The 20,594-nt window shown below is 55.0% G+C and carries 25 protein-coding genes; 3 read left to right on the top strand and 22 right to left on the bottom strand.

Translation table 11 applies throughout. The features are described 5' to 3' along the window. Positions 1–263: 263 nt before the first annotated feature. From MJA45_RS05240 to MJA45_RS05230, 3 genes are all read right to left on the bottom strand, one after another. Positions 264–1,037, bottom strand: a complete 774-nt coding sequence (locus tag MJA45_RS05240) for a thiazole synthase (protein ID WP_315606236.1) — start codon at positions 1,035–1,037, stop codon at positions 264–266. Between the two features lie 25 nt (positions 1,038–1,062). Further along, positions 1,063–1,263: a sulfur carrier protein ThiS gene (gene thiS, locus MJA45_RS05235; protein WP_315606235.1), complete on the bottom strand. Its 201-nt coding sequence runs from the start codon at positions 1,261–1,263 to the stop codon at positions 1,063–1,065. Between the two features lie 260 nt (positions 1,264–1,523). Further along, entirely contained in the window at positions 1,524–2,390 is an 867-nt protein-coding gene (locus tag MJA45_RS05230; RefSeq protein WP_315606234.1) for a nucleotidyltransferase-like protein, read from the bottom strand. A 92-nt stretch (positions 2,391–2,482) separates the two neighbouring features. On the opposite strand from MJA45_RS05230, the gene MJA45_RS05225 reads away from it, so the two are divergent. Then, positions 2,483–2,839, top strand: a complete 357-nt coding sequence (locus MJA45_RS05225; RefSeq protein WP_315606233.1) for a DUF2614 family zinc ribbon-containing protein — start codon at positions 2,483–2,485, stop codon at positions 2,837–2,839. Positions 2,840–2,922: 83 nt separating this feature from the next. Here MJA45_RS05225 and MJA45_RS05220 read toward each other — a convergent pair whose 3' ends face one another. From MJA45_RS05220 to gatC, 7 genes are all read right to left on the bottom strand, one after another. Next, complete coding sequence (locus tag MJA45_RS05220) at positions 2,923–4,656, bottom strand: glycosyl hydrolase family 18 protein (protein WP_315606232.1); 1,734 nt, start codon at positions 4,654–4,656, stop codon at positions 2,923–2,925. A 130-nt stretch (positions 4,657–4,786) separates the two neighbouring features. Then, positions 4,787–5,221, bottom strand: coding sequence for a Fur family transcriptional regulator (locus MJA45_RS05215; RefSeq protein ID WP_315606231.1), 435 nt, complete (start codon positions 5,219–5,221; stop codon positions 4,787–4,789). A 79-nt stretch (positions 5,222–5,300) separates the two neighbouring features. Beyond that, a complete protein-coding gene (locus tag MJA45_RS05210) occupies positions 5,301–5,996 on the bottom strand; it encodes an MgtC/SapB family protein (RefSeq protein WP_315606230.1) in 696 nt (231 codons plus the stop codon). A gap of 144 nt (positions 5,997–6,140) precedes the next feature. After that, positions 6,141–6,596: a GNAT family N-acetyltransferase gene (locus MJA45_RS05205; RefSeq protein ID WP_315606229.1), complete on the bottom strand. Its 456-nt coding sequence runs from the start codon at positions 6,594–6,596 to the stop codon at positions 6,141–6,143. 9 nt (positions 6,597–6,605) lie between these two features. Then, the gene (gatB, locus tag MJA45_RS05200) at positions 6,606–8,051 is read right to left on the bottom strand and encodes an Asp-tRNA(Asn)/Glu-tRNA(Gln) amidotransferase subunit GatB (protein ID WP_315606228.1); all 1,446 of its coding nucleotides are present in this window, start codon (positions 8,049–8,051) and stop codon (positions 6,606–6,608) included. A gap of 21 nt (positions 8,052–8,072) precedes the next feature. Continuing rightward, a complete protein-coding gene (gatA, locus tag MJA45_RS05195) occupies positions 8,073–9,530 on the bottom strand; it encodes an Asp-tRNA(Asn)/Glu-tRNA(Gln) amidotransferase subunit GatA (protein WP_315606227.1) in 1,458 nt (485 codons plus the stop codon). A gap of 30 nt (positions 9,531–9,560) precedes the next feature. Beyond that, positions 9,561–9,848, bottom strand: coding sequence for an Asp-tRNA(Asn)/Glu-tRNA(Gln) amidotransferase subunit GatC (gene gatC, locus MJA45_RS05190; RefSeq protein WP_315606226.1), 288 nt, complete (start codon positions 9,846–9,848; stop codon positions 9,561–9,563). Positions 9,849–10,125: 277 nt separating this feature from the next. On the opposite strand from gatC, the gene MJA45_RS05185 reads away from it, so the two are divergent. Continuing rightward, complete coding sequence (locus MJA45_RS05185; protein WP_315606225.1) at positions 10,126–11,121, top strand: EAL domain-containing protein; 996 nt, start codon at positions 10,126–10,128, stop codon at positions 11,119–11,121. 79 nt (positions 11,122–11,200) lie between these two features. Here the strand turns inward: MJA45_RS05185 and MJA45_RS05180 are convergent, their stop codons facing one another. Beyond that, on the bottom strand, positions 11,201–11,578 hold the full coding sequence (locus tag MJA45_RS05180; RefSeq protein WP_315606224.1) for an ATPase: 378 nt from the start codon (positions 11,576–11,578) through the stop codon (positions 11,201–11,203). Between the two features lie 94 nt (positions 11,579–11,672). On the opposite strand from MJA45_RS05180, the gene MJA45_RS05175 reads away from it, so the two are divergent. Beyond that, entirely contained in the window at positions 11,673–12,749 is a 1,077-nt protein-coding gene (locus MJA45_RS05175; RefSeq protein WP_315606223.1) for a HupE/UreJ family protein, read from the top strand. A 77-nt stretch (positions 12,750–12,826) separates the two neighbouring features. Here the strand turns inward: MJA45_RS05175 and MJA45_RS05170 are convergent, their stop codons facing one another. The 11 genes from MJA45_RS05170 to MJA45_RS05120 all read right to left on the bottom strand — a co-directional run bounded on the left by MJA45_RS05170 (position 12,827) and on the right by MJA45_RS05120 (position 20,507). Further along, positions 12,827–13,309, bottom strand: a complete 483-nt coding sequence (locus MJA45_RS05170) for a hypothetical protein (RefSeq protein ID WP_315606222.1) — start codon at positions 13,307–13,309, stop codon at positions 12,827–12,829. A gap of 118 nt (positions 13,310–13,427) precedes the next feature. Beyond that, complete coding sequence (locus tag MJA45_RS05165) at positions 13,428–13,853, bottom strand: PASTA domain-containing protein (protein ID WP_315606221.1); 426 nt, start codon at positions 13,851–13,853, stop codon at positions 13,428–13,430. An 11-nt stretch (positions 13,854–13,864) separates the two neighbouring features. Continuing rightward, complete coding sequence (locus tag MJA45_RS05160; protein WP_315606220.1) at positions 13,865–14,011, bottom strand: hypothetical protein; 147 nt, start codon at positions 14,009–14,011, stop codon at positions 13,865–13,867. A gap of 9 nt (positions 14,012–14,020) precedes the next feature. Then, on the bottom strand, positions 14,021–14,191 hold the full coding sequence (locus MJA45_RS05155; protein WP_315606219.1) for a hypothetical protein: 171 nt from the start codon (positions 14,189–14,191) through the stop codon (positions 14,021–14,023). 24 nt (positions 14,192–14,215) lie between these two features. Continuing rightward, complete coding sequence (locus MJA45_RS05150; protein ID WP_315606218.1) at positions 14,216–15,118, bottom strand: hypothetical protein; 903 nt, start codon at positions 15,116–15,118, stop codon at positions 14,216–14,218. 12 nt (positions 15,119–15,130) lie between these two features. After that, positions 15,131–16,066 (bottom strand): type II secretion system F family protein, encoded by a 936-nt coding sequence (locus MJA45_RS05145; protein ID WP_315606217.1) that lies wholly within the window; start codon positions 16,064–16,066, stop codon positions 15,131–15,133. Beyond that, entirely contained in the window at positions 16,060–17,463 is a 1,404-nt protein-coding gene (locus tag MJA45_RS05140; protein ID WP_315606216.1) for an ATPase, T2SS/T4P/T4SS family, read from the bottom strand. Before MJA45_RS05140 ends, MJA45_RS05145 begins: the two co-directional genes overlap by 7 nt. A 12-nt stretch (positions 17,464–17,475) precedes the next feature. Then, positions 17,476–18,330, bottom strand: coding sequence for a P-loop NTPase family protein (locus MJA45_RS05135; RefSeq protein ID WP_315606215.1), 855 nt, complete (start codon positions 18,328–18,330; stop codon positions 17,476–17,478). Continuing rightward, the gene (locus tag MJA45_RS05130; protein WP_315606214.1) at positions 18,327–19,043 is read right to left on the bottom strand and encodes a CpaB family protein; all 717 of its coding nucleotides are present in this window, start codon (positions 19,041–19,043) and stop codon (positions 18,327–18,329) included. The genes MJA45_RS05135 and MJA45_RS05130 overlap by 4 nt, the downstream gene beginning before the upstream one ends. Positions 19,044–19,272: 229 nt before the next feature. Further along, entirely contained in the window at positions 19,273–19,896 is a 624-nt protein-coding gene (locus MJA45_RS05125) for an MBL fold metallo-hydrolase (protein WP_315606213.1), read from the bottom strand. A 44-nt stretch (positions 19,897–19,940) separates the two neighbouring features. Beyond that, positions 19,941–20,507: a thioredoxin family protein gene (locus MJA45_RS05120; protein ID WP_315606212.1), complete on the bottom strand. Its 567-nt coding sequence runs from the start codon at positions 20,505–20,507 to the stop codon at positions 19,941–19,943. Positions 20,508–20,594: the final 87 nt, after the last annotated feature.

The raw sequence follows: 20,594 nt of genomic DNA, 5'->3' as shown, positions 1-20,594 counted from the left end.
AGAGTCTCTCAAAACCTAGTCTTGTTTAACAGCGACCTTCATAATATATCACAAACCGTCCGAAGAATGCAAGCATTATTTTTGGGCTGATTTGAGATACTAAGCTTGACACCGTTTGGATGGTCCATTTTGCTTGTCCCTTCCGAAGCAGCGAAGACTAATTTATCATAAAGCCATTCCCTAAGTCAAGCATCAAATTTAATGAAATTGCCGATCTTAAATAGAGCCCCTTCTGCAAGCAGAAGGGGACCCCCATGCATCCTTTACTCAATCATTCCGATCTCAGGCGAGCTTGCGGAAGCATAACGCTTTTTGGGGATCCGACCGGCTAGATAGCCTTGTCGCCCCGCTCTCACAGCCCATTTAAAGGCTTCTGCCATTCGAACCGGGTCATCCGCCAGGGACACGGCGGTGTTAAGAAGGACTCCGTCCGCCCCCAGTTCCATTGCAAGCGCCGCATCGGAAGGAGCGCCGATTCCGGCATCCACAATAACCGGCACCTTGGCCTCCTCTATAATGAACTTCAGGTTGTTGGGATTGACAATCCCTTGACCGGACCCGATCGGTGAAGCTCCCGGCATAACGGCCGCCGCCCCCGCCTCTTGAAGCTTGCGTGCCAGAATCGGATCATCCGACGTATAAGGAAGAACGACAAATCCTTCCTCGACCAAAATTTTGGTGGCTTCCAACGTCCCGATCGGGTCGGGCAGCAGCGTTTTGGGGTCTCCGATGACCTCCACTTTGATCATGTCGCACAAGCCGCTTGCTTTGGCCAGCCTCGCTATGCGGACCGCTTCCTCGACCGTATAAGCCCCGGCCGTATTAGGCAGCAGGGTATATTTCTTCAAATCCAAGCTTTCAAGGAAATTAGGCGCATCCGGCTGGTCGATCGGCAGTCTGCGGATGGCGAAGGTCAGAACCTCCGTCTCTGAAGAAGCTACCGCCCCGCTCTGCACCTCCATAGAAGAAAACTTACCGGTTCCAAGAAGAAGCCGGGAATGAAACGTATAAGGTCCAATTACCAATTGTTCCGTCATAATGATGTATGCCTCCTGTTTGGGTTTATCCGCCGCCGACAAAATGAACAATTTCCACCCGGTCCCCGTTGCTCAGGGGGGTTTCGGAATATTGGCTGCGGTCTACGATGCTTCGATTTACTTCCACCACCAGAATTTTGTTCTCGAGCTTAAACGTACTCAGCATATCCGCCACGCTTGAGACGTTCTCGACCACTCTGGCTTCACCGTTCACAATCAACTCCACCCTCTCCACCTCCTTACCGGTTCCACGGGGGCTGACGCTTCCTGGCACAACCAGCGATCATCGGTCCGCATTAAAAAAAGCCGGCCCAAAGGGGTCGGCTTTCCTGGAATTTTCTATCCATTAAGCTGCATCCCACTTCCCTACGCTGGTATGATCCAGGGGCATGATTTCATGCCGGACAGGTTCCAAGGGTATCGTCTCAGCCCGCAAAAGGGCACCCCTAGTGGTAAACTATAGAATCAGTATAGCATAGTTCTTCCTTACCGGGTATAGCGGAGCTCGAATCGGCTAAAGCTGTCGTCAAGCGGCACGGCCACTTCCCGGATTAGCGATTTCTGCACGAGCTTGTTGAGCAGCAAAGACAGCTGGACCTGAACGTCCACCATTTCCTTCTGGTCCTGAATTTCCGCCACGCTCCAAGGCTCCTCCCGGCTTTCCAGAATGCGTAGGAGAACGCGGCAGCAGCTTTCCATTTTGGAAACGACGGAGAATTCACAGGCCAGCAGAACGAGCTGTACCCGCTGCAGAAGGGATTCCCCGCTTGAGGTAAGCTCTTCATACAGCTTGTACACCCCGGGGTTGATCCGGCGAATCTGCTGCCACACCGTCACCTCGGGATGAATCCCCTGTTCAATGATGGCCATCCGGGCCCAATGATGCAAAGCCTCCAGCAGATTGCCGTAAGCATCCATCAAATGATTCTCCAGGACATATTCCTTGCTCTGCAAATAAGTTCTGACGAAAAGGGAAAATTCCACGAGGAGCTTCTGCTCTTTAAGGCTTTCAGGAAATTCGAGCAGATGATTTCGGAAGCTTTCCAGATGAAGCTCTTTATCCAATACAATCTCTCCTTGCAAAATCCAGCGAATTACGTCCCGTTCCGGGCCGAAGTAGGCCCATCTTCTCAAGGAAGTTTCCGTAAGACGCCGTTCTTGTATCCTGTATCCGTCTTTTATATAATGAAATAGATTGCTAGTCGGACTATCTTCTCTGGTTATGACAAGAACGACCAGATCGAAACGGTCGGTTAAAGCCGCCAGCTTCGTTTGATTATGAAAGACAAGGACACCCGTAACTTCCCCATCGTTCTTATATTGATCGACCCAAGCTTTAATGACTGCTTCCATCCCTGATCCTCTCCTGCTCTACCTATTCTACATTTGAGCACCGTTTTCCTGCACGGCGGACCAAATCACATGAAAAGAAAGAAGATGAACGCATGCTTTTGAAATCAAGCAAGGTTAATGAATTTCGCCTGTGGGGCTTGCTCCTTACTATGATCGGAATGCTGATTATGATTGTGGGGCTGGCCGGGATCGTATTCAACTGGGGAACCTTCGGCCGCATTCTTGCCGCCATATTCCTCGTCCTAGGCATGATCAGCATTATGGGAAGCATGGCCGTTTACTTCTGGGCCGGGATGCTGTCCACAAGCGCCGTTTCGCTGGAATGTCCCGAATGCGGACGCATGACCAAAATTCTCGGCAAAACCGACCGGTGCATGTTCTGCAAAACCATTCTGACGCTCGACCCTTCCGCCGCCACAACCAAACCGGAAGAACTGGAGCAGTCTTAAAAAGCAGCCCGATCCTTCCCAATAGCTTCGGTCACATCAAAAACCGCAAGTCCGTCAGCCGGGCTTGCGGTTTTCTTATGGGTTTAGGGCCTCTTCTCAAGTGTTTCCTGGATAACGGTCCAAATGTCCGGTGTTTCGAAGGCGCGGCTCCAGGAAGCCACTCCCGCAAGATCTAATTTTTTGGCTAGGTCCACCCGGCTTTGGACGGATACGGCATCCTCGATCCAGATCTTCACGGTTTTGTCATCCTCGGTGTATTGAACATAATTCTGACCGGCCTCCTCGTCCCAAGCCGGCGTCAGCTTCTTCTCTTCTATAATTTTCTGCACCGCTTCCATAGAAACGGCTTTGGAGGTAACGGCGGTCTTGCCGTCCTTCGGCTGCTCCGTCCATATCCGGGTGTAGAAAGGAATGCCCAGAAGAAGCTTCGATGGAGGGACCGCGTCCTCTTTAATAATTTGGACAATCCCTTTCTCCACCCACGGCAGGGAGGCGACGGAGCCGGCTTTGGGACTGGTCGCCCAATGCTCGTCATACGTCATCACCATCATATAATCGACCACCTCCCCGACCGCCCGGCGGTCCATAAACCGTGAATACATTTCGGAGCCGTCCTTAACGGCCACATCGATCGAAACCACCAGATTCTGCTCATGAAGCAGGGGAACCATTTCGCGGACAAATTGGACGAGGTTCTCCTTCTCTTTCAGGTAGATGTTCTCAAAGTCGATATTTATCCCCTGCAGGGAATACATCTCGGCGTAGGCAAGAAGCTGCTTGATCATCTTCATTCTCCGGTCGTAGGTCGACAGGGCTTCCGCTGTCCGTTTGGGCTCAAAGCCGTTGCTGAAAAGTGCCCAAACCTGGTAGCCCCGGTCATGCGCCCATTTCAAGTAGGCGGGATCCGCCAAATTCTGAAGGTTGCCTTCCCCGTCCAGCAGATGAAACCATTGGGGGCTGATCACGTTAAGTCCGGGCATAGGACCGATTTTGGTGGTGTCGACCGCCTTGGCCGCCGTCACCTGCTGCCAGGTCAGGTTAATCCGGCTCCCGGTCGGCTTCCAGGGGAGGTGCTCTTTCTCTTTGACGGGGTTAGGGATCGTTTCGATTCGGCTAAGAATGAGCTCCGACTTGCGGACATAGCCGGTGTAGCCATCCTTCTGCTGGACATAGTACCAGCCGTTTTCCTCTCCCCATATCATCACTTCTTCTTCGGGCGGCAAATCCGCATAAATTACCGCCTTGACGGTAGGCTCCGCACGAAGTGCCCGGGTCTTCCCCTTGGAGGAGGCCGGCGTTTTTCCCCATTGAACGGAGTCTCCGCCTTTGTTTACGGTTACAAGATTCGTCTTATCCGATTCGTGAATAACAAAGGAATAATATTCTTTAAGAGGATCCACCGGCAGATAGAGAGATTCTCCCTTCTGTTCCACGGCAAAGCGGATTTGGAAAGGCTTCTCGTTAACCAGGGCCGTCAGCTGGCTGGTCCGGAGTCGGACCACTTTATCCTCGGTGGTGATGATAACGGATTGACTCGGCTCCTCGTAGCGAATCGTAGGATCTATTTTCTCTTTGATGAAGGCATAGGGCAGCTTCAGCCCCTCCTTCTCTCCCAGCGCGGACCGTTCAAGAAGCTCTCCCCGGTAAAAGACAGGCTTGGTTAATCCGTTAAAGGAGGGGGTTTCGTGTTGGCTATTGGGCCAGAGAAGCCAGCATCCCCAAGCCAATAATAAACTGATAACAAGAAGCGATAAGAGCAAAAACCAAATTCTCCGTCCTCCCGGCTTGGTGCGGGGCGGGCGCAGCGAAGATTCCATGATGCACTTCCTTCTGCAAGATCATTCGATGAAAGCGGCTGTCAGCCCATAAAAAAAGACCTGCCCGAAACGCTTCCTTCGAGGTAGGTCCATTATACTATATTTCCATAAAGTTGACTTCCGAAATCTCTCAATGCGTCTGAACCGAACGACAGCTCGCGCATGTCCCGTATACCTCAAGCCGATGTCCCTCTATGGCAAAACCGGTTTCCATGGCCGCGGCATTCTCCGCTTCTGTCATAACCGGAAAGGTGAAATCCGAAATCCGCCCGCATTTGCGGCACAGCGCGTGATAATGGTTGGACATATCCGCATCAAACCGGCTGGACGCATCCCCGTAATTCAGTTCTTTGACCAGGCCGGAATCGATAAATACCTTGAGGTTGTTGTAGACCGTGGCGACACTCATGCTGGGGAAGCGGGAGGACAGGGCCTTGTAGATATCGTCTGCCGTCGGATGAGCCGTGGTCTCCAACAGGTACGACAGGATGGCGTGCCTCTGGGGAGTCATCCGGACACCCGTCACTTTGAGCTTTTCTATGGCTTGTTGGAACCGTGGAACCATTGCTTTCACCGCCCGTGTGGTTTGTCTCTCATTTTACGCGCGCTTTTTGCTTTTTGTCAATGAAGGAAACCGCTGCTTCTCAGCCCGTTTCCAGGGTAATGCTCCTCACCCCCGCCACGGAACGGATTTCCTCTGCTACCATCGCCGCCATATTGGACTTGGGGACTTTAATCAGGAGGGTCATCTCCATATAAGGAACATCACGGTCGGACTCCTCCTCCATCACCATCTTGCGGACGCTGATTCCTCGCTCCTCCAGCTTAGCCGAAATGAGGCCGAGCGTTCCCGGCTTAGGCTCCGTCATGATTTTGAGGGTGTAGATGCGCTTGTCGCTGAAATACTTCTTCTCGATTTTGTTAAACACCCAAAGACTAAGCAGGGACATGGCCGTGGCTGTAAAGGCACCGAGGTAAAACCCCGAACCCACGGCAAGTCCAATGGCCGAGACGATCCAGAGGGAGGCGGCCGTGGTTAAGCCGGTGACGGAAAACCCGTTCCTCATAATGGTTCCCGCGCCGAGAAAGCCGATTCCCGGAATAACCTGCGCCGCCAGCCGGGAAGGATCCAGCCGCACGTTCGTTTCGCCAGCGAAGTCCGCAAACGCATAGATGGAAATCAGCATCAGCAGGCAGGACCCCAAGCATACCAGAATATGAGTACGGAACCCGGCCGGACGATTGGTATGCTCCCTCTCAAATCCGACTAACCCTCCGAGCAGCAAAGCCAGCAAAAGACGGACGGCCAGATCGACCGGTTCGATCACCCAGGGGCTCATGAAACTCCTCCTTTCCCTACGCTTCAACATCCCTTTAACCCGATGAGACAGCCGGTAAACCAAAAGATGCCTAAAAAAACAGAGCCAGCCGCATACGGTCTCCCGCTGCAGCCGGCCCTGCCGGACTAAAACTTCTGCGTGCCATTATTTTCGATCTTTGCGAAAGGTCGTTAACGCCACCCCTTCGGCCACTTCCCATTCTTCCGTCGGCTCAAAGCCATGCTTCTTATACAACCGGACGGCCGGTTCATTGAGGCTGCCCGTGGATACGACAAAACGGGAAATCCCGGGCTCCGCGGCCTCCAGATGGAGCAGCAGCCGGCTTGCGGTGCCTTTGCGGAAATAATCGGGATGAACCCCAAGACGGCAAATGGTCACCTGGCCTTTAGCTTTCGTATAGGCCAGCATTCCAGCAAGCTCCTCATCCTCAAATGAGCCCAGGAAGCTTTCTCCCGACCTTCTCAGCGAATCCATCGAGTCCATTAAGGGAGGAATATCCTCGAAGCCGATGATGTCGGCCTCTACCCGATAGGAAGCCTGTTGAAGCGCCAAAACCTGAAGCGCCTCGCGGTTATCGTTAAGGTTCAATAAGCGGATCATAGAGGAGGATTACCCCCTCAGCTTGTCGACGATCAGCTTGTTCACAAGGCCCGGATTGGCCTTTCCTTTGGATTCCTTCATGACCTGGCCGACGAGGAAGCCTACCGCCTTCTCTTTACCGGCTTGGAAATCGGCGACGGATTGAGGATTGCTCTCGATCACCTTGTCGACGATCGCCTGTATCGCTCCTTCGTCGCTGATCTGGACCAGTCCCTGCTCCTCAACGATCTGCTGAGGAGCTTTCCCGGTAGCGAGCAGCTCTTTGAAGACCGTCTTGGCAATTTTGCTGGAGATGGTGCCTTTCTCAATCAGGCCGATCATTTCCCCCAGGCCTTGTCCGGTGATTTTGACGTCGCCGAGCTCCAGGTTGTTCGCGTTGAGATAGCCGAGCAAATCGCCCATGATCCAGTTCGACACGGCCTTGGCGTCCTTCGTATAGGTGAGGCTTTCTTCAAAGAAATCCGCCAGCTTCTTCGAGGAGGTGATGACCTCGGCATCGTAGGCGGGGAGATCCAGTTCCTTCGCGTACCGTTCTTTACGGGCATCGGGAAGCTCAGGAATGGTGCGGCGGACGGCTTCCAGCCATTCTTCGCTGATGGCTAGCGTTACCAGATCCGGGTCCGGGAAATAACGGTAATCGTGGGCTTCTTCCTTGCCGCGCATGGAAATGGTGCGCCCGGCCGCGTCGTCCCAGCGAAGGGTTTCCTGGGTTACCTGCCCGCCGCTGTCCAGCACTTCGGCCTGCCGGATCTCTTCATACTCCAATCCGCGCTGAACGCCGCGGAAGGAGTTCATGTTCTTCAGCTCCGTGCGGGTGCCGAATTTCTCCTGGCCCCAAGGCCGGATGCTGATGTTGGCGTCGCAGCGAAGCGAGCCCTCTTCCATTTTGACATCGGAAACTTCGCAGTACAGCATAATCGCCTTCAGCTTCTCGAGGTAGGCGCGGGCCTCTTCCGGCGTGCGGATATCCGGCTCCGATACGATCTCGACCAGAGGCGTTCCCACCCGGTTGAAATCCACCAGGGAAGCAAAGCCGCCGTCCACGTGCGTCAGCTTGCCGGCATCCTCCTCGAGATGAAGACGGGTAATGCCGATTCGCTTCGTCTTGCCGTCCACCTCAATGTCAATCCAGCCGTTCTCCCCGATCGGCTTGTCGTACTGGGAGATCTGGTAGGCTTTGGGGGAATCGGGATAAAAGTAATTTTTACGGTCGAACTTCGTGTCCGTATTGATCGTACAGTTAAGCGCCATCGCGGCTTTCATTGCATACTCCACCGCCTGCTTGTTCAGCACGGGCAGAACGCCCGGATAGCCCAGGCAGATAGGGCAGGTATGGGTGTTGGGCGGGGCTCCGAACGAAGTGGAGCAGCCGCAGAAGATTTTGGAACGGGTATGCAGCTCCACATGAACTTCCAGCCCGATGACCGTTTCGTATTTGTTGGTTGTCGTCGTCATGCTTAGAGGTCCTCCTTCCTTCTAAAGTTGGGGTCTCGCTTTATGAAATTCCGTGTGCTGTTCAAAAGCATGGGCGGTCCGAAGCACCGTCGCTTCGTCCAAGGCTTTTCCGATGATTTGGAGTCCCACCGGCAAGCCGTCCACCGCTCCACAAGGAATGCTGATGGCGGGAATGCCCGCGAGGCTGACCGGAATGGTTAAAATATCGTTCAAGTACATGGTCAGCGGGTCGTCGACCTGCTCCCCGATCCGGAAGGCCGGAGTCGGAGCCGTAGGCCCGATGATCACGTCGTATTGCTCAAACACTTTCTCAAAGTCCTGCTTGATGAGCGTGCGTACCTTCTGCGCCTTCAAGTAGTAGGCATCGTAATAACCCGAACTGAGCGCATATGTTCCGAGCATAATCCGGCGCTTCACCTCGGCTCCGAAGCCTTCACTGCGGGATTTGCGGTAAAGCTCGATCAGGTTGTCCGCATTATCCGTCCGTACCCCGTACCGAACCCCGTCAAAGCGGGCCAGGTTGGAGGACGCTTCCGACGAGGCGAGCAGGTAATAGGTGGCCACGGCGTATTCCGTATGAGGAAGAGAGACCTCTTCCCAGGTTGCGCCAAGCCCCTCCAATACCTTCAGGGCGGACAGCACCGATTCCTTGACCTGCGGAGACACGCCTTCGCCCATGTATTCCTTCGGAACGGCGATGCGCAGATTCTTAACGTCTCCCGTTAAGGAACTGATATAGTCGGGAATCGTCGACTTAAGGGACGTCGAATCCAACGGGTCGTGCCCGGCAATGGCCTGCAGCACGTAGGCGGTGTCTTCCACGTTCTTCGTGATCGGTCCGATCTGGTCCAAGGACGAAGCAAACGCCACGAGGCCGAAGCGGGAGACGAGCCCGTAGGTCGGCTTCAGGCCGACCACGCCGCAGTAGGCGGCCGGCTGCCGGATGGATCCCCCGGTATCGGAGCCCAGCGCAAAATACACTTCCCCCGCCGCCACCGCCGCCGCCGAGCCTCCGCTCGAGCCGCCCGGCACGTAATCCAAGTTCCAGGGGTTATAAGAAGGATGGAAGCCGGAATTCTCGTTGGAGCCTCCCATGGCAAATTCGTCCATGTTAAGCTTTCCGATCGTCACGGATTGGGCTTCGCGAAGCTTGCGGACAACCGTCGCGTCATAGATGGACGTGTGGTTGGACAGAAACTTGCTGGCGCAGGTCGTTTTCCATCCTTCCGTATTCATGTTGTCCTTAATCCCCGCGGGAAGGCCGTACAGAAGCCCTCTTTCTCCCCCTTTGGCCAGCTGCTCGTCCAACGAGAGGGCGGCTTGACGGGCCCCTTCTTCGTCAACGGACAGAAAAGCTTTTACCTTGGGGTCCACTTCTTGGATTCTGTACAAGGATTCGTTCACCAGGTCCTGGACGGAAAGCGTCCGGTCGGCGAGATCGTTATGTATCTCTTGAAGCTTACGTTCAAACAATGACAACTTGCCCAACTCCTTCCCCTATCCAGCGTATTATTCCAGTACGGCCGGGACTTTGATCTGGCCATCCTCTTCGTCCGGTGCGTTCCTCATCACAGTCTCGACCGGAAGAGAAGGCCGAACCTCATCCTCGCGCATCACATTCGACAAAGGCATCGGATGGCTGGTCGGCTCGACCCCTTCTGTATTCAGCTCATTCAATTTCTCCGCATACTTCAGAATGGCGTTGAGCTGCCCCGTGAACACCTGCTGCTCCTCAACGGACAATTCGAGCCGGGCCAGCTTGGCTACGTGCTCCACATCTTTAATGGTTACGCTCATTTTATCTCCACCTCGCTTCGTCCTCAAAAAAGCGTCTTCTTTGGCCCCCTGGCCGCTGACTTATCTGCCAAGGCCCGAAAAGATGCCAGAAGCCGCAAATCATGCTTTCCATTATATATTACTTGTTTTTTTTACTCAATCGCCCAACCTTTTCTATTTAATTCCTTGCCCGAATGGTATAATGGTATCAAATTTTGTGTCCATTTTTAGGCCATAAGACCTATATTTCGATGCCATCAAACAGGAGGCTCCTATGTCTTGTCCAACCTGCAGCCGCGTGGAACCTATCCAGGATACCGGCTTCGTCCTGATCCGCAAGGCTGATTCCCGTCTAACCCCTACTCTCTTGGAGCATGGCTTCATTGTTGACGAGCGGGAGTCCCATCTTTCCGTTCCGTATGAGACGAAAGAAAGGCTGCTGGATTTATTGAAGGCCCTGAAGGCCTCTTCCGACGCAGGCGGCTCCCCCTCCATCTATCTGACCTCTGTCCCGGGTCTTGTTCCCCGTCCGGATTCTTTCGGCCCCGTGCGAACGTATTTTGCCCGGATGGAGCAGCATCCGTTGGTATCGATCATTCAAGAGAACCAATTCACCAGTTTTCTTCAACCCATCCTTTCGCTACGGGAAGACCGGATAACGGCCTATGAATGCCTGCTGCGGCCGTCGCCGGAAGGCAGCTCCTTCCGTCCGTTCGAGCTGTTCGAAACCGCCCGGGAAACGGGGCTGCACTCCTTTCTTGACCGGTCGGCCCGAATTTCCGCCATCGAAACCACCGCCCGGCTGCTGGAGCGCGGAATCAAGAGGTTCGTCAACTTTCTTCCCTCCTCCATTTACAACCCCAATTATTGCCTGAGCCACACGTTTGCCGCCATCGACCGGCTGGAGCAGGATCCGCAGGATTTCGTATTCGAAGTGGTGGAAACCGAGAAAATTGAAGACATCCGCCACCTGCAAACCATCTTCGAGGTCTACAAAAAGAACGGCATGAAGGTCGCGCTGGATGATGTCGGATCCGGTTTTTCGACCATCGAGGTCATGCGGAGACTGGAGCCGGACTATGTCAAAATAGACCGTGGCTTAGTCGATCATTGCGACGAGGACGAGAGCAAGCAGGAGGAAATCCGCCGTATCCGGGAGCTTGCCCATTCCTACGGAGGACAGGTGCTCGCCGAAGGAATCGAGCGGAACGAGGAGCTGGCCTTCTGCCGTTCGATCGGCCTTGATCTCGCCCAGGGATACTTGATCGGCAAGCCTTCGGATAAACCGCTGTAAGGGGATACCGGACAACACAAAAAGGTGCACGGTCCGGTCCCCACCGGTCGTGCACCTCTTCTAACTTAAGAAGTCGGCTTTAGATCCAAGCCTTCAAATTAACCTGCTTAATAAATTCGGCCTGGCTGGTGACTTCCTTGCTCACTTCCTGAGCAGCTTCCACCGGCTCGCCGTTCATGATTCTATTAAACAAATCTTCGTTTCGGGTGGCAAGCGCAAAATCAATTAAGGCTTCCCGTTCGACACGGTCGGCTTCCTGCTGAAGAAGAATGTCCTCCCCTTCAATGTCCGAGGCCGGTACGAAAACATGCTTGTTGGACTTCGGCATACGAACGACATAATCAAAGACATTGTCGGCATTACGATCATAAGCAATAATGAAACCATAATCGCCTACCGGAAGATTTTGTTCCAAGCTATCCGACACGATGTAAACCTTTTGACCTAAACGCAGCATGGTTCTTCCCCCTTTTGCCCCGTAAATCCGATGTGCGTTTTATTAAAAACTTACAGTTGCTATATATCCTACTAAAAAAAACTAGAGGTGTCCAATGAAAAAAGCCGGTTGGGGCGTGACGGCCTTTCTGCTGTTCCTGCTCTGGTCCGGGGCGGTCCCTTCTGCGTCGGCTCATGCTGGGAATACCGGGTTTTCCACCCTGAAGGTGGAAGACCACAGCATCCGGTACGACCTGTTTCTGACGGAGATGAGCCTGCTTCCCTATGACAGCAGCCAGGACGGCAAGGTGACCAAGGAGGAGCTGGAATCGGGCCACATCGGCGACTATTTGTCCAGCCGGCTGTCGTTATCCAATGAGGGGGTCCCCATGACCTTCCGCCTGGAAGAAATAGAAGAGGAAAACAAGGATGTAATCCCGGGCTTCACCTTTCATCTTGTTTACCGATCCGGCTCGGCGGTTACCAGTCTGCTCGTTCAGTATGAGCTCCTATTTGATGATTATGATCGGGAGCACGTCAACCAGCTTGTCCTTCTGGACGGTCCCGACTTTGCCGACCAGACAATCTTTAATGCGGGTAACCGCTCCTACCTCTACATATCGGAGGAAGACAGGGGAATGCTTCCCATGCTGGGGCAGTATTTCATCCAGGGAATCCGGCATATCTCCTCCGGCTATGACCATCTGCTGTTCCTGCTCGTCCTGCTCCTGGCCGCTACCCGGCTGAAAGAAGCGGCCGCCATTGTCACGACCTTTACAGCGGCCCATTCCCTTACGCTTATTCTAGTGGCTGCCCGGATCATCGTTCTTCCTTCCCGATGGATCGAAGCGGTTATCGCCTTAAGCATCGCGTACGTAGCCTTGGAGAATGCGTTCGCCCGCAGAACCGTTCCCCGCCTCCCGCTTGTCTTTCTTTTCGGGTTGGTGCATGGGCTGGGGTTCGCCGGCGCCTTGGCCGAGCTCGGGCTGCCCGAGCGGAATCTCGTCGCCACACTGCTGTCCTTCAACCTGGGGGTGGAGGCCGGCCAGCTTGCGTTGGTCCTAGCGGTTTTCCCGATTCTTCTGCGGACCCGATCGAGAGACTGGTACCCGGCCGCCTCCCTAATTCTCTCCTTGTCGGCGGCAGGACTCGCTCTCTATTGGATGATAGAACGAACGGGATGGCTGGGGTGAGCCTGCAAGCGGAACCGGATACCTCCAAGACGTACGAAGCTTATAAGGCGGGCTGGCAAAGTCGAGGCGGCCTTCTGTTAGAAGACAAGCTCGGAGGAGCCTTTGATCTCCCAAACGATCGGCCCGAGCACCGGATACGTCCGTGGATATTCCAAGCGGATAATCATGACGACGGCCGGACGCTTCAGCTCGACAGAATAGCTGTAAGCGGGATTCGAATACCGATAGGGGAAGACATGATCCTCGTTAATGACCTCAAAGGCCAGCAGGTCCACCTTCGCCCTCAGAAAGGTGTCCGGAAGAGGGGTGTTGGATTCATCCAGCCTCATATTCGCCTGAAGGTAGCGGAGCGCCGTCGCCCGGGCCTCCCCCGGATCGATCGAAACGATCCCTCTCGCGAGCTTCGCGGAGTCCGCCTGCTGGGCGGAGGCATGAACTGCCCGGTTAAGCGAGTGCTTGGCGTGAAACAGCGTATGCATGGAGATCTCCTCGTCCGCTTGAAGCGCGTGCAGAACCATGAGGAAACCGGCCAGCAGAGTAAAAAGAATCAGCTTGTACATGACGGTTCACCCGGTTTCCGATCTTTTAGGGCCTTTTCCGCAAATGAATTTCTGCTTTCCTATTAATTCTCGTGAGCATGCGGAGGTTTTCTTGCCAACAAAGTTACCGGATAAGGCACTAGGGCACATATTCACTCATCTTCATGCCGGCTGCCGCCATCCGTTCGTCCGGGCCGGGCGGGACGATTCCGGCCAGCCGGTCGATCTGAAACAGGTGCTCATACGGATAGGAGATTCTCAGCCGGATGCCCGTTCCCCTCTGGACCGGGGCGTCCGGATCTGTCGCGCCGACTCCCGTTGTGGTGCTGATCTCATACCGGATGTCCCCGGGGCGGAAGCCGCGTTCCTCTAAGCGGCTTCGTGACTCCAGTACCGCATCGGGTCCGATGAAGCCGTTGCTTCCGTTAGCTCCCACTTCGAGCATATAATCGACCTCCTTCTGAAGCACCGCCTGCCTTACGATAAGCACATGCTTGTAGATCGGGGCAAACATGAACCAGCACAGCAGAGCGGCAAACATAAGAAAGACTACAATTTGTTTCATGTTCACCTCGGCTAAGGATTAATGCTTTGGATGGTGCGGTTGACCGCGGCTCCTCCCTCCTTCACCTTTCCTTTCGTTCCCTTCTCGCCGGCCGTCGTTTCGTTATAGACGACGACAACCGTCATAATCAGCAGCAGGGTAACCAGAATCTGTCTCATGCCGGCCCCTTAAGGAGTAGTGGGCTTGGAGGGACTGACCAGCGTACCGATCTCGGTGTTGATGCTTTCCCCCTTGCTTTTGATCATGCTCTTCGTCCCGGTGCTGTCCTTGTCAATAATGGTGGTAAACAGAATAACGACTACTATTAAGAGCATCACCGTCATCAAAATGTTTCTCATTATCCTTCATCCCCTTTATCTCGGTTAATTTAATTGTTGAAATAGCTTCTGCCCCTCCTGCACCCATGGGTAGATAAAGATCCGGAACGTGTTCAGGATCGGAAGGCCCGCCAGCACAAACAGCAAATAGGATGTCGTTTCTTTCTTCCCCTCCTTGATCAAATCAAGCTTGTCTTTAAAATCTTGAATCCTCTGCTTCAGAAGCTCATAGAACGCCTCATGCTCATGAAGCCGCATGGACTGCAGCGTCTCCGCAAACCCCGCCCCGTCATCCGTCCCGAGCCGGTCCTTGAACGTGCGGAGGGCCTGATCCGGATCCTGGTACCAATCGTTGAGCAGCTGCCTCAGGTCATTCCTCAAAATGCGGGTATACGGAAGGCAGCGGGTCAGCTTGCCGTGAAGATTCATCCGGGAGCCGTTGTAGTACAAGAGCTGATTGCTCACGGCATAGATTTCCTTCACGATGCGGTAGCTCCGCTGCCTGACCAGAGCCTCGAGCACCGGCTTGTCGGCGAGCAAAGCGGCAGCTCCCAAAAAAGCCGCCAGCATCCAATACAGGGAGGGGAGATAGAGAAGCAGGACCGGATGGCTCCTGCCCGCGTATCCCCATAATCCCGCGGCCAGCATGAGAACAAGCCCGGCCCTCCTCAGCAGCTCGAATCGAAGCACAGGAAGCCGGATTCCCGCTCCAGCCAAGAGCTGCCTCTTTTCCTCCATAGAGTCGGAGTCCCCGCGAATCCCGAATGCCTTCAGCAGAGAGGCGGGAGGGAGCCGGTCCGGCTCCGGGGCACCGGGCTGGCGGAACACGACTCTTCTTTGGCGGGCGGGAATCAGCTGAAGCCCGTGGTAGAACCCCGCGAAGCCGAGACCAAGCAGCAGGGCGTTTTGCAGCCAGAGAACGATTTGCATGATAGGGGTTTCCCCCATGGTTCCGCCTCCTTACATCCTCTTCATCGAAAGATATAGGCCCATCAGGAAGGACGCGAAGATCATCAGCCCCGCATCGAGCAGCATGTTCCTTCCCCCGGGATCCAGCACATAATAGGTATAGGCGTTGTTGTAATTGATCTTAAAATTCACGAACAGAAAGACGCCGAGAAACAAAAGCGGGGAGAAGCTGGCGATCCGGATTTCCATCAGCCGGGTACGCTCGTTCTGGTCAAAAAGCTGGGCGCGCCGCATGTCCATGACGAGGTCCCGCAGATTCGCGCTGACATCATTGCCTTCGAGCATGCCGATCCGGATAATGCTGACAAAATAGTCACCCCAATGGTGCCCGAGCGTCAGGGCAAAAATCCTCAAGCTGTCCTCTGCCTCTCGGCTCGTGGACAAATTAAGATGCAGCTGCTCGAAAACCGGCTTCAGGGGATACCGGATGCGGTCGTCGGCAAGAGCCGTACGAAGCACATTGCGGATGTTGGGATGGGCGGACAGCACGTAACATTGGTAGAACACCTCGACGGCCGGCAGAAAATCAAGCCGGGTCTTCAGCTGCAGGGAAATCAGCCTCATTCTCATAAGGAGATAGGGCAGCGCTCCGAGAATCGCGGTCAGGGAAAGAACGCCTTTGATGTTGTAGAACAGCAGAAAGCCGCAGGAAAAGCCACCGAGAAGAAGGAGGAAGGAGACACCGAGAAACATCCGTACGGACATCCGGGTCCGGTTGGATTCCAGCAGATCCTTGAGATGGGCCGTCCATCCTTGAAGCTTCTCCGCCCACCCCGCTACTTTGTGTTCCCAAGGAGAAGAGCGGGAATGAATCAGGCGCAGCCTGGCTTTCCTCTCGCCGATGAAAAGGTGCAGAAACCCTCTCAGCGAAGCGAACAGCAGCAGGAAGAGCAGGAGCAAAAGGGCATACTTGGCGGCCGTCAGCATGCGGAGATCACTCCCTCTTCCACCAACCCGGCAAGCCCCTCCCGGTCGTATCTCCCCATCCGCTGAACGGCCTTTCGGGTAAACTCCCCGGGGAACTCCCACTCCTTCTTCTCCCGGTCATACCGGACCAAATCGCGGACCGCTACCCCGCCTTCCTTATATTCATATTCCCCAATCCGGACCAGCTTTCTTTTGCCGTCGACTACCGCCATCTCCAGACCGATATTCGTGACATAATCGGCGATCCGTTTGACCAGCCGGTCCGGGTTCATCCCTCTTCCATCCATCATGCACATATCGGTAATCGCCTCCGGCACATCCTCCAACTGGTTGACGTGCACCGAGGTCATGCTTCCCTCATGCCCTCTCGTGCAGGCACGGACATACAGATTGGCATCTTCATCCCGGATCTCCGCATGCACAATCCGTTTCGGAGATTGGCGGAGAGCCAGCTTAAATGCCTGTTCGCCGGAATGCTTCGGGTCGGTCTCGTCCATTTCGTACTCTATGATATTCCGGTCCGGAAAATCCCTCTTCAGCATAAGCTCAAAGCGGCCTTCGATGGTAACAATCCGTTCCTCCTGGGGCAGCTCGGAAACAAGGGCCTTGATGAGATTGGTCTTCCCGGAGTTCGTTGGGCCGATGATGACGAGATTGAAGCAGGAAGCGAGCAGACAGGTGAGCAGCCTCCGAATGGGCTCGTTAATCGTTTCGTAGATGGGCAGGCAGAGGGTTTGGAGAGTAAAGCTGTTCATCGTGTAAAAGCGGATGGTCAGCGTCGGCTCCGCCGTATACCCGTATCCCGTCATGGTGACGCGGGAACCATCCTTCAGCCTTACCTCCGCCCATCTTTTGCGGGGATTCAGCGTGTCGTTGTTATACAGCACCAGATTCTGCTGAATCCGTTCCACGTCCCGTAAGGAATTCATCTTCACCGGGGAAGGGCGCGAAGTGCCGCCCCGCACTTCGAAAATCTTGGTCCCCACCACCTGGATTTCCTCCAAGCCCTCCTTGTTCTTGAGCACGAGCTCCAGCACGTTCAGTCCGATGACCTCGGCAAAAATGGCTTCCGCCAGCGTCCCGTAAGTACGGTTCGGAGGACGAATGTCCCCGATCCGTTTCTTGGCGAGCTTGTCCTGGATGATCATAAGGATGCGGAACCGGTCCTCCTCATACCCCAGTACCGCGCGGTTAAGCATCTCTCCATACTGCTGCCTTTCTTCCTCCGACCGGCCCCGGCCCGAGGCCAGCTCGCTGCGGATCTCTTCCGCCCAGCCGTCAAAAATCCGCTTGGCTTCTTCCTCCGCCTGTCCCCGGCCGGCTGACTCCTCCGCCGGCATCTGACGGCCGTTCTTGGAATTGGCATAGGCCAGCAGGGAGAACTTCCCTGGCATCATGCGCACCCTCCTCTACACGCTTATTCGGGGAAACATCCGTTCCTTCATGGTCTTTCGGGCTTTGGCCGGAGCGGGAGCAAGCCCGCTCATCTTCATTAAATAATCCGCAACGGAGTCCAGCTGCCGGCGTAGGAGCGGCTGACCCGCCGCCCATTCCGTCAACGTCCCCTGATTGATGAAACGGGTTACGTCCGGATACCGGGTCAGCTCGGCCACCAACTCCACTCCCATGTCCTTGGCGATGTCCTTGGAGCGAATTCCTCCGCCCCCTCCCGGATCGCCTCCGTTCACAATCAGCCGGCAGGCCGATAGCGGGATTCCGAGAAGGGAGCACGACGTGCGCATCCACCTCTGAAAGTCCTCCTGAAAATGCGTAATGTCAGGAGTGGTGACCACGAACCGCTCGGAGGCCTGTTCCATGGCGCAAACAGTGGCGGCATTGTCCCAATACGCGTTCACTTCGGCGATAACCAGATCGAATGCCTCCTCGGCTACGCAGAGAAGATGCTCCACGTCCTCCGGCTGAAAAAATTCCGCCTGCTCCCTCAGCAGGCTCCCGAAAAGAAGGGACAGGCCGTCGGCGCCCGGCACCTTCTTGCAATGCTGCATCAGCCTCTCCTTGGTGAGCGAGCGGGATTTCAGATCCGCCCTCAGGCTGTCCAAGGAAGCGGGAGCTTCGTCTATGCCCAAGTACCGATGCAGTTTCGAGCTTTTGAGATTGAGACACAGGTAGCCGATTCTCCCTCCGGTTTCCCTGGCGACGGCAACGGCAGCGGAATACGCAACCAGCGTCGTGCCGATATTCGGGGTCGTGCCGATGAAAACAGCTACCCTTCTCCTTCCGTCTACTGGCAGGATCTGCTTCATGGTTCCACTCCTTTCGGCGGAAGAGGAAGGGATGCCGAGCTGAAGGCGATCACCAGCTTGGACTGCTTGCTCCGGCAGGCTTCGTCTATCCGGATCCACTCCTCCTCCGTCAGGTTGAGATTGATTTGATCGATCGCCCCGTTTGCCTCCCTGCGGGAGGCATACATCTTCTCCGCGTCTCCGCTGAACCGGGAGGTCATGGCAGACTGCTTCGAATCATCCACCTCTACATTAGCGGCGGACTTCACGGAAGCAACGGTAATGTCATGGGGGAACAGCCGGATCGCCCCCTCCTTCCCGGACAAGTACAGCCGGACCTGATCCCCCGCCCGGATTCCTCCGGATAAGGAGAGAATATAGTCCTTCGGGATCTGGAAGGTAGCCTGCCCTTCCCCCGGCATGAGATGAAACCGGTCCAGCTTCCAGAGAAGCACTGGCTCTTTCCCTCCAAGCGGAACGAGATTCTCCTGGCCGACCAAGTCTTCCACCCTTACGGCCATTTGCTCCCGGTATGCTCCCTTTACCATCGGCATAACCTCCAGCATATCCTCCGTAAGAAGCGTCCCTGCCTTGATGAATTCCTTAGGGACGACGACCCCTACCGTCTGCTGCAGCTCCACCTGACGGATTTGGAGCAGATACACCCCATAGACCAGCAGCCCGGCCAGAAGAAGGGCTCCGGTACTGATCACTAAGTTCCTTTTTCGGTTCAATCGGAAACCTCCTTGCCTGTAAAATCGTTTTCCGTCATACGGAAAAATAAAAAGGACGCAGCTAAACGGCTTATGCCGTAAGCTTGCGTCCTTCGCAAACAGTCGATATGCAATTGGATAAATTTCACTTTAGCAGAAAGAGCCGGTCCTGTCCATACCCAAATCTCCAGATTCTGGTAGACAACCCGAAAACCGGCTCCCTGCGGCCCTGAAAAATCTCCTTATCGGGTTACACGTATGGATTGTTGTCCCTCTCATAGCCGATGGTCGTCCGGGGTCCGTGTCCCGGGTAAACCTTGACCTCATCATCGAGGGCGAACAGCTTGTCCTGAATCGAGTCCAGCAGGGCGTTCTCGCTTCCTCCGTATAGGTCGGTTCGTCCCACCCCGAGGCGGAAGAGAACGTCCCCGCTGAACAGATGTTCTCCCATCAGGAAGCTAACGCTTCCCGGCGAGTGTCCCGGCGTATGGAAGACGCGGATGGTTTGGCCGAGCAGGGTCAGCGTCTGCCCTTCGTCCAGGGCATACTCCGCCGGCTCCGTTGCAATCGGGCCGCCTAGCTCCGGCCAGCGGGCCGATCCGTTCTTCTTCGCGTCCGTCAGCCAGTCGGCTTCCGCATCGTGAAGATACACCGGACAGCCCTTCAGCCTGCGAACTTCGTCGACCCCGCCGATATGGTCAAAGTGGGCATGCGTCAGCAGAATCGCCTCCACCTCCAGATCGGCGATCCGCCGAAGCAGCGCCTTCGGATTCATCCCGGGGTCGATGACGACCGCCCGCTTGGCCGCGGGATCGCTCAGCAGGTAAGCATTCGTCTCCAATGGCCCGAGTGTGACCGTTTCGATTTGTATCATAGGCTCCTCCTGCCGGCTGTTTCGTTGATCAATCATTCGTCAACTTAGAACGAGGAAATCAAATCGCGCAATTCCTTCACGATGACCGCTTGGTAGCCGGTCCCTTCCCCGTACTGCTTCATCATCTCGGCACGGGCCACCTGGATGTTGTCGTTATAATCCGGAGCCTCCCGGTCGGGATTGTGCTTTTTGAATTCTCTCATAACGGCTTGCACGTGCTCCGGACGAGGTCCCCATTGACCGAGAACAAACCCGCCGGTATCCGTAAAGATGACAACGGGAATGGACTTCCCGCCCATCGTCAGAAACTGGTCCATGATGTCCTCATTTTCTTCCTTGATCAGAACCTCTACCGGCATTCCGCTGTTCTCCAGCGCCCGAAACACCACCGGTACGTTGCGGACTACATCCCCGCACCAGTCGGCGGCCAGGATCACGCAGCGCAGGTCGTCGCGGTTGCGTAGGGATTCGAAATACTCCTTATCTTCCGCATCGGTCCATTCGAAAGCGTTATAGTACTCCTCAAACTTTTCCTTGTTCTTCTGCATGGAATCGATAAATGCCTGCGGCTTCAGCCCGGTTCCGAGTGAGTTAGCGAGATTTTTTGCCATCGTGTGACCAGCCTCCCGAATCTATAGTATGGGTAAACCAAAAAAGCCTTCTTCCTTTATTGTAGCAAACGTCCGCCCGGTGTCCAA

The sequence above is a fragment of the Paenibacillus aurantius genome (genome assembly GCF_032268605.1).
GTDB lineage: Bacteria > Bacillota > Bacilli > Paenibacillales > NBRC-103111 > Paenibacillus_AO > Paenibacillus_AO aurantius.
This window is presented reverse-complemented; position numbering and strand designations above follow the sequence as displayed.

Coding starts and splice junctions, on each gene's coding strand:
- MJA45_RS05165 (WP_315606221.1), bottom strand. CDS start 13,853: ATGAAACAAATTGTAGTCTTTCTTATGTTTGCCGCTCTGCTGTGCTGG.
- MJA45_RS05140 (WP_315606216.1), bottom strand. CDS start 17,463: ATGATGCCAGGGAAGTTCTCCCTGCTGGCCTATGCCAATTCCAAGAAC.
- MJA45_RS05205 (WP_315606229.1), bottom strand. CDS start 6,596: ATGATCCGCTTATTGAACCTTAACGATAACCGCGAGGCGCTTCAGGTT.
- MJA45_RS05150 (WP_315606218.1), bottom strand. CDS start 15,118: ATGGGGGAAACCCCTATCATGCAAATCGTTCTCTGGCTGCAAAACGCC.
- MJA45_RS05220 (WP_315606232.1), bottom strand. CDS start 4,656: ATGGAATCTTCGCTGCGCCCGCCCCGCACCAAGCCGGGAGGACGGAGA.
- MJA45_RS05155 (WP_315606219.1), bottom strand. CDS start 14,191: ATGAGAAACATTTTGATGACGGTGATGCTCTTAATAGTAGTCGTTATT.
- gatB (WP_315606228.1), bottom strand. CDS start 8,051: ATGACGACGACAACCAACAAATACGAAACGGTCATCGGGCTGGAAGTT.
- MJA45_RS05145 (WP_315606217.1), bottom strand. CDS start 16,066: ATGCTGACGGCCGCCAAGTATGCCCTTTTGCTCCTGCTCTTCCTGCTG.
- MJA45_RS05225 (WP_315606233.1), top strand. CDS start 2,483: ATGCTTTTGAAATCAAGCAAGGTTAATGAATTTCGCCTGTGGGGCTTG.
- MJA45_RS05230 (WP_315606234.1), bottom strand. CDS start 2,390: ATGGAAGCAGTCATTAAAGCTTGGGTCGATCAATATAAGAACGATGGG.
- MJA45_RS05180 (WP_315606224.1), bottom strand. CDS start 11,578: ATGCTGCGTTTAGGTCAAAAGGTTTACATCGTGTCGGATAGCTTGGAA.
- MJA45_RS05215 (WP_315606231.1), bottom strand. CDS start 5,221: ATGGTTCCACGGTTCCAACAAGCCATAGAAAAGCTCAAAGTGACGGGT.
- MJA45_RS05125 (WP_315606213.1), bottom strand. CDS start 19,896: ATGATACAAATCGAAACGGTCACACTCGGGCCATTGGAGACGAATGCT.
- MJA45_RS05120 (WP_315606212.1), bottom strand. CDS start 20,507: ATGGCAAAAAATCTCGCTAACTCACTCGGAACCGGGCTGAAGCCGCAG.
- MJA45_RS05170 (WP_315606222.1), bottom strand. CDS start 13,309: ATGTACAAGCTGATTCTTTTTACTCTGCTGGCCGGTTTCCTCATGGTT.
- gatC (WP_315606226.1), bottom strand. CDS start 9,848: ATGAGCGTAACCATTAAAGATGTGGAGCACGTAGCCAAGCTGGCCCGG.
- MJA45_RS05135 (WP_315606215.1), bottom strand. CDS start 18,330: ATGAAGCAGATCCTGCCAGTAGACGGAAGGAGAAGGGTAGCTGTTTTC.
- MJA45_RS05240 (WP_315606236.1), bottom strand. CDS start 1,037: ATGACGGAACAATTGGTAATTGGACCTTATACGTTTCATTCCCGGCTT.
- MJA45_RS05210 (WP_315606230.1), bottom strand. CDS start 5,996: ATGAGCCCCTGGGTGATCGAACCGGTCGATCTGGCCGTCCGTCTTTTG.
- MJA45_RS05160 (WP_315606220.1), bottom strand. CDS start 14,011: ATGAGACAGATTCTGGTTACCCTGCTGCTGATTATGACGGTTGTCGTC.
- MJA45_RS05175 (WP_315606223.1), top strand. CDS start 11,673: ATGAAAAAAGCCGGTTGGGGCGTGACGGCCTTTCTGCTGTTCCTGCTC.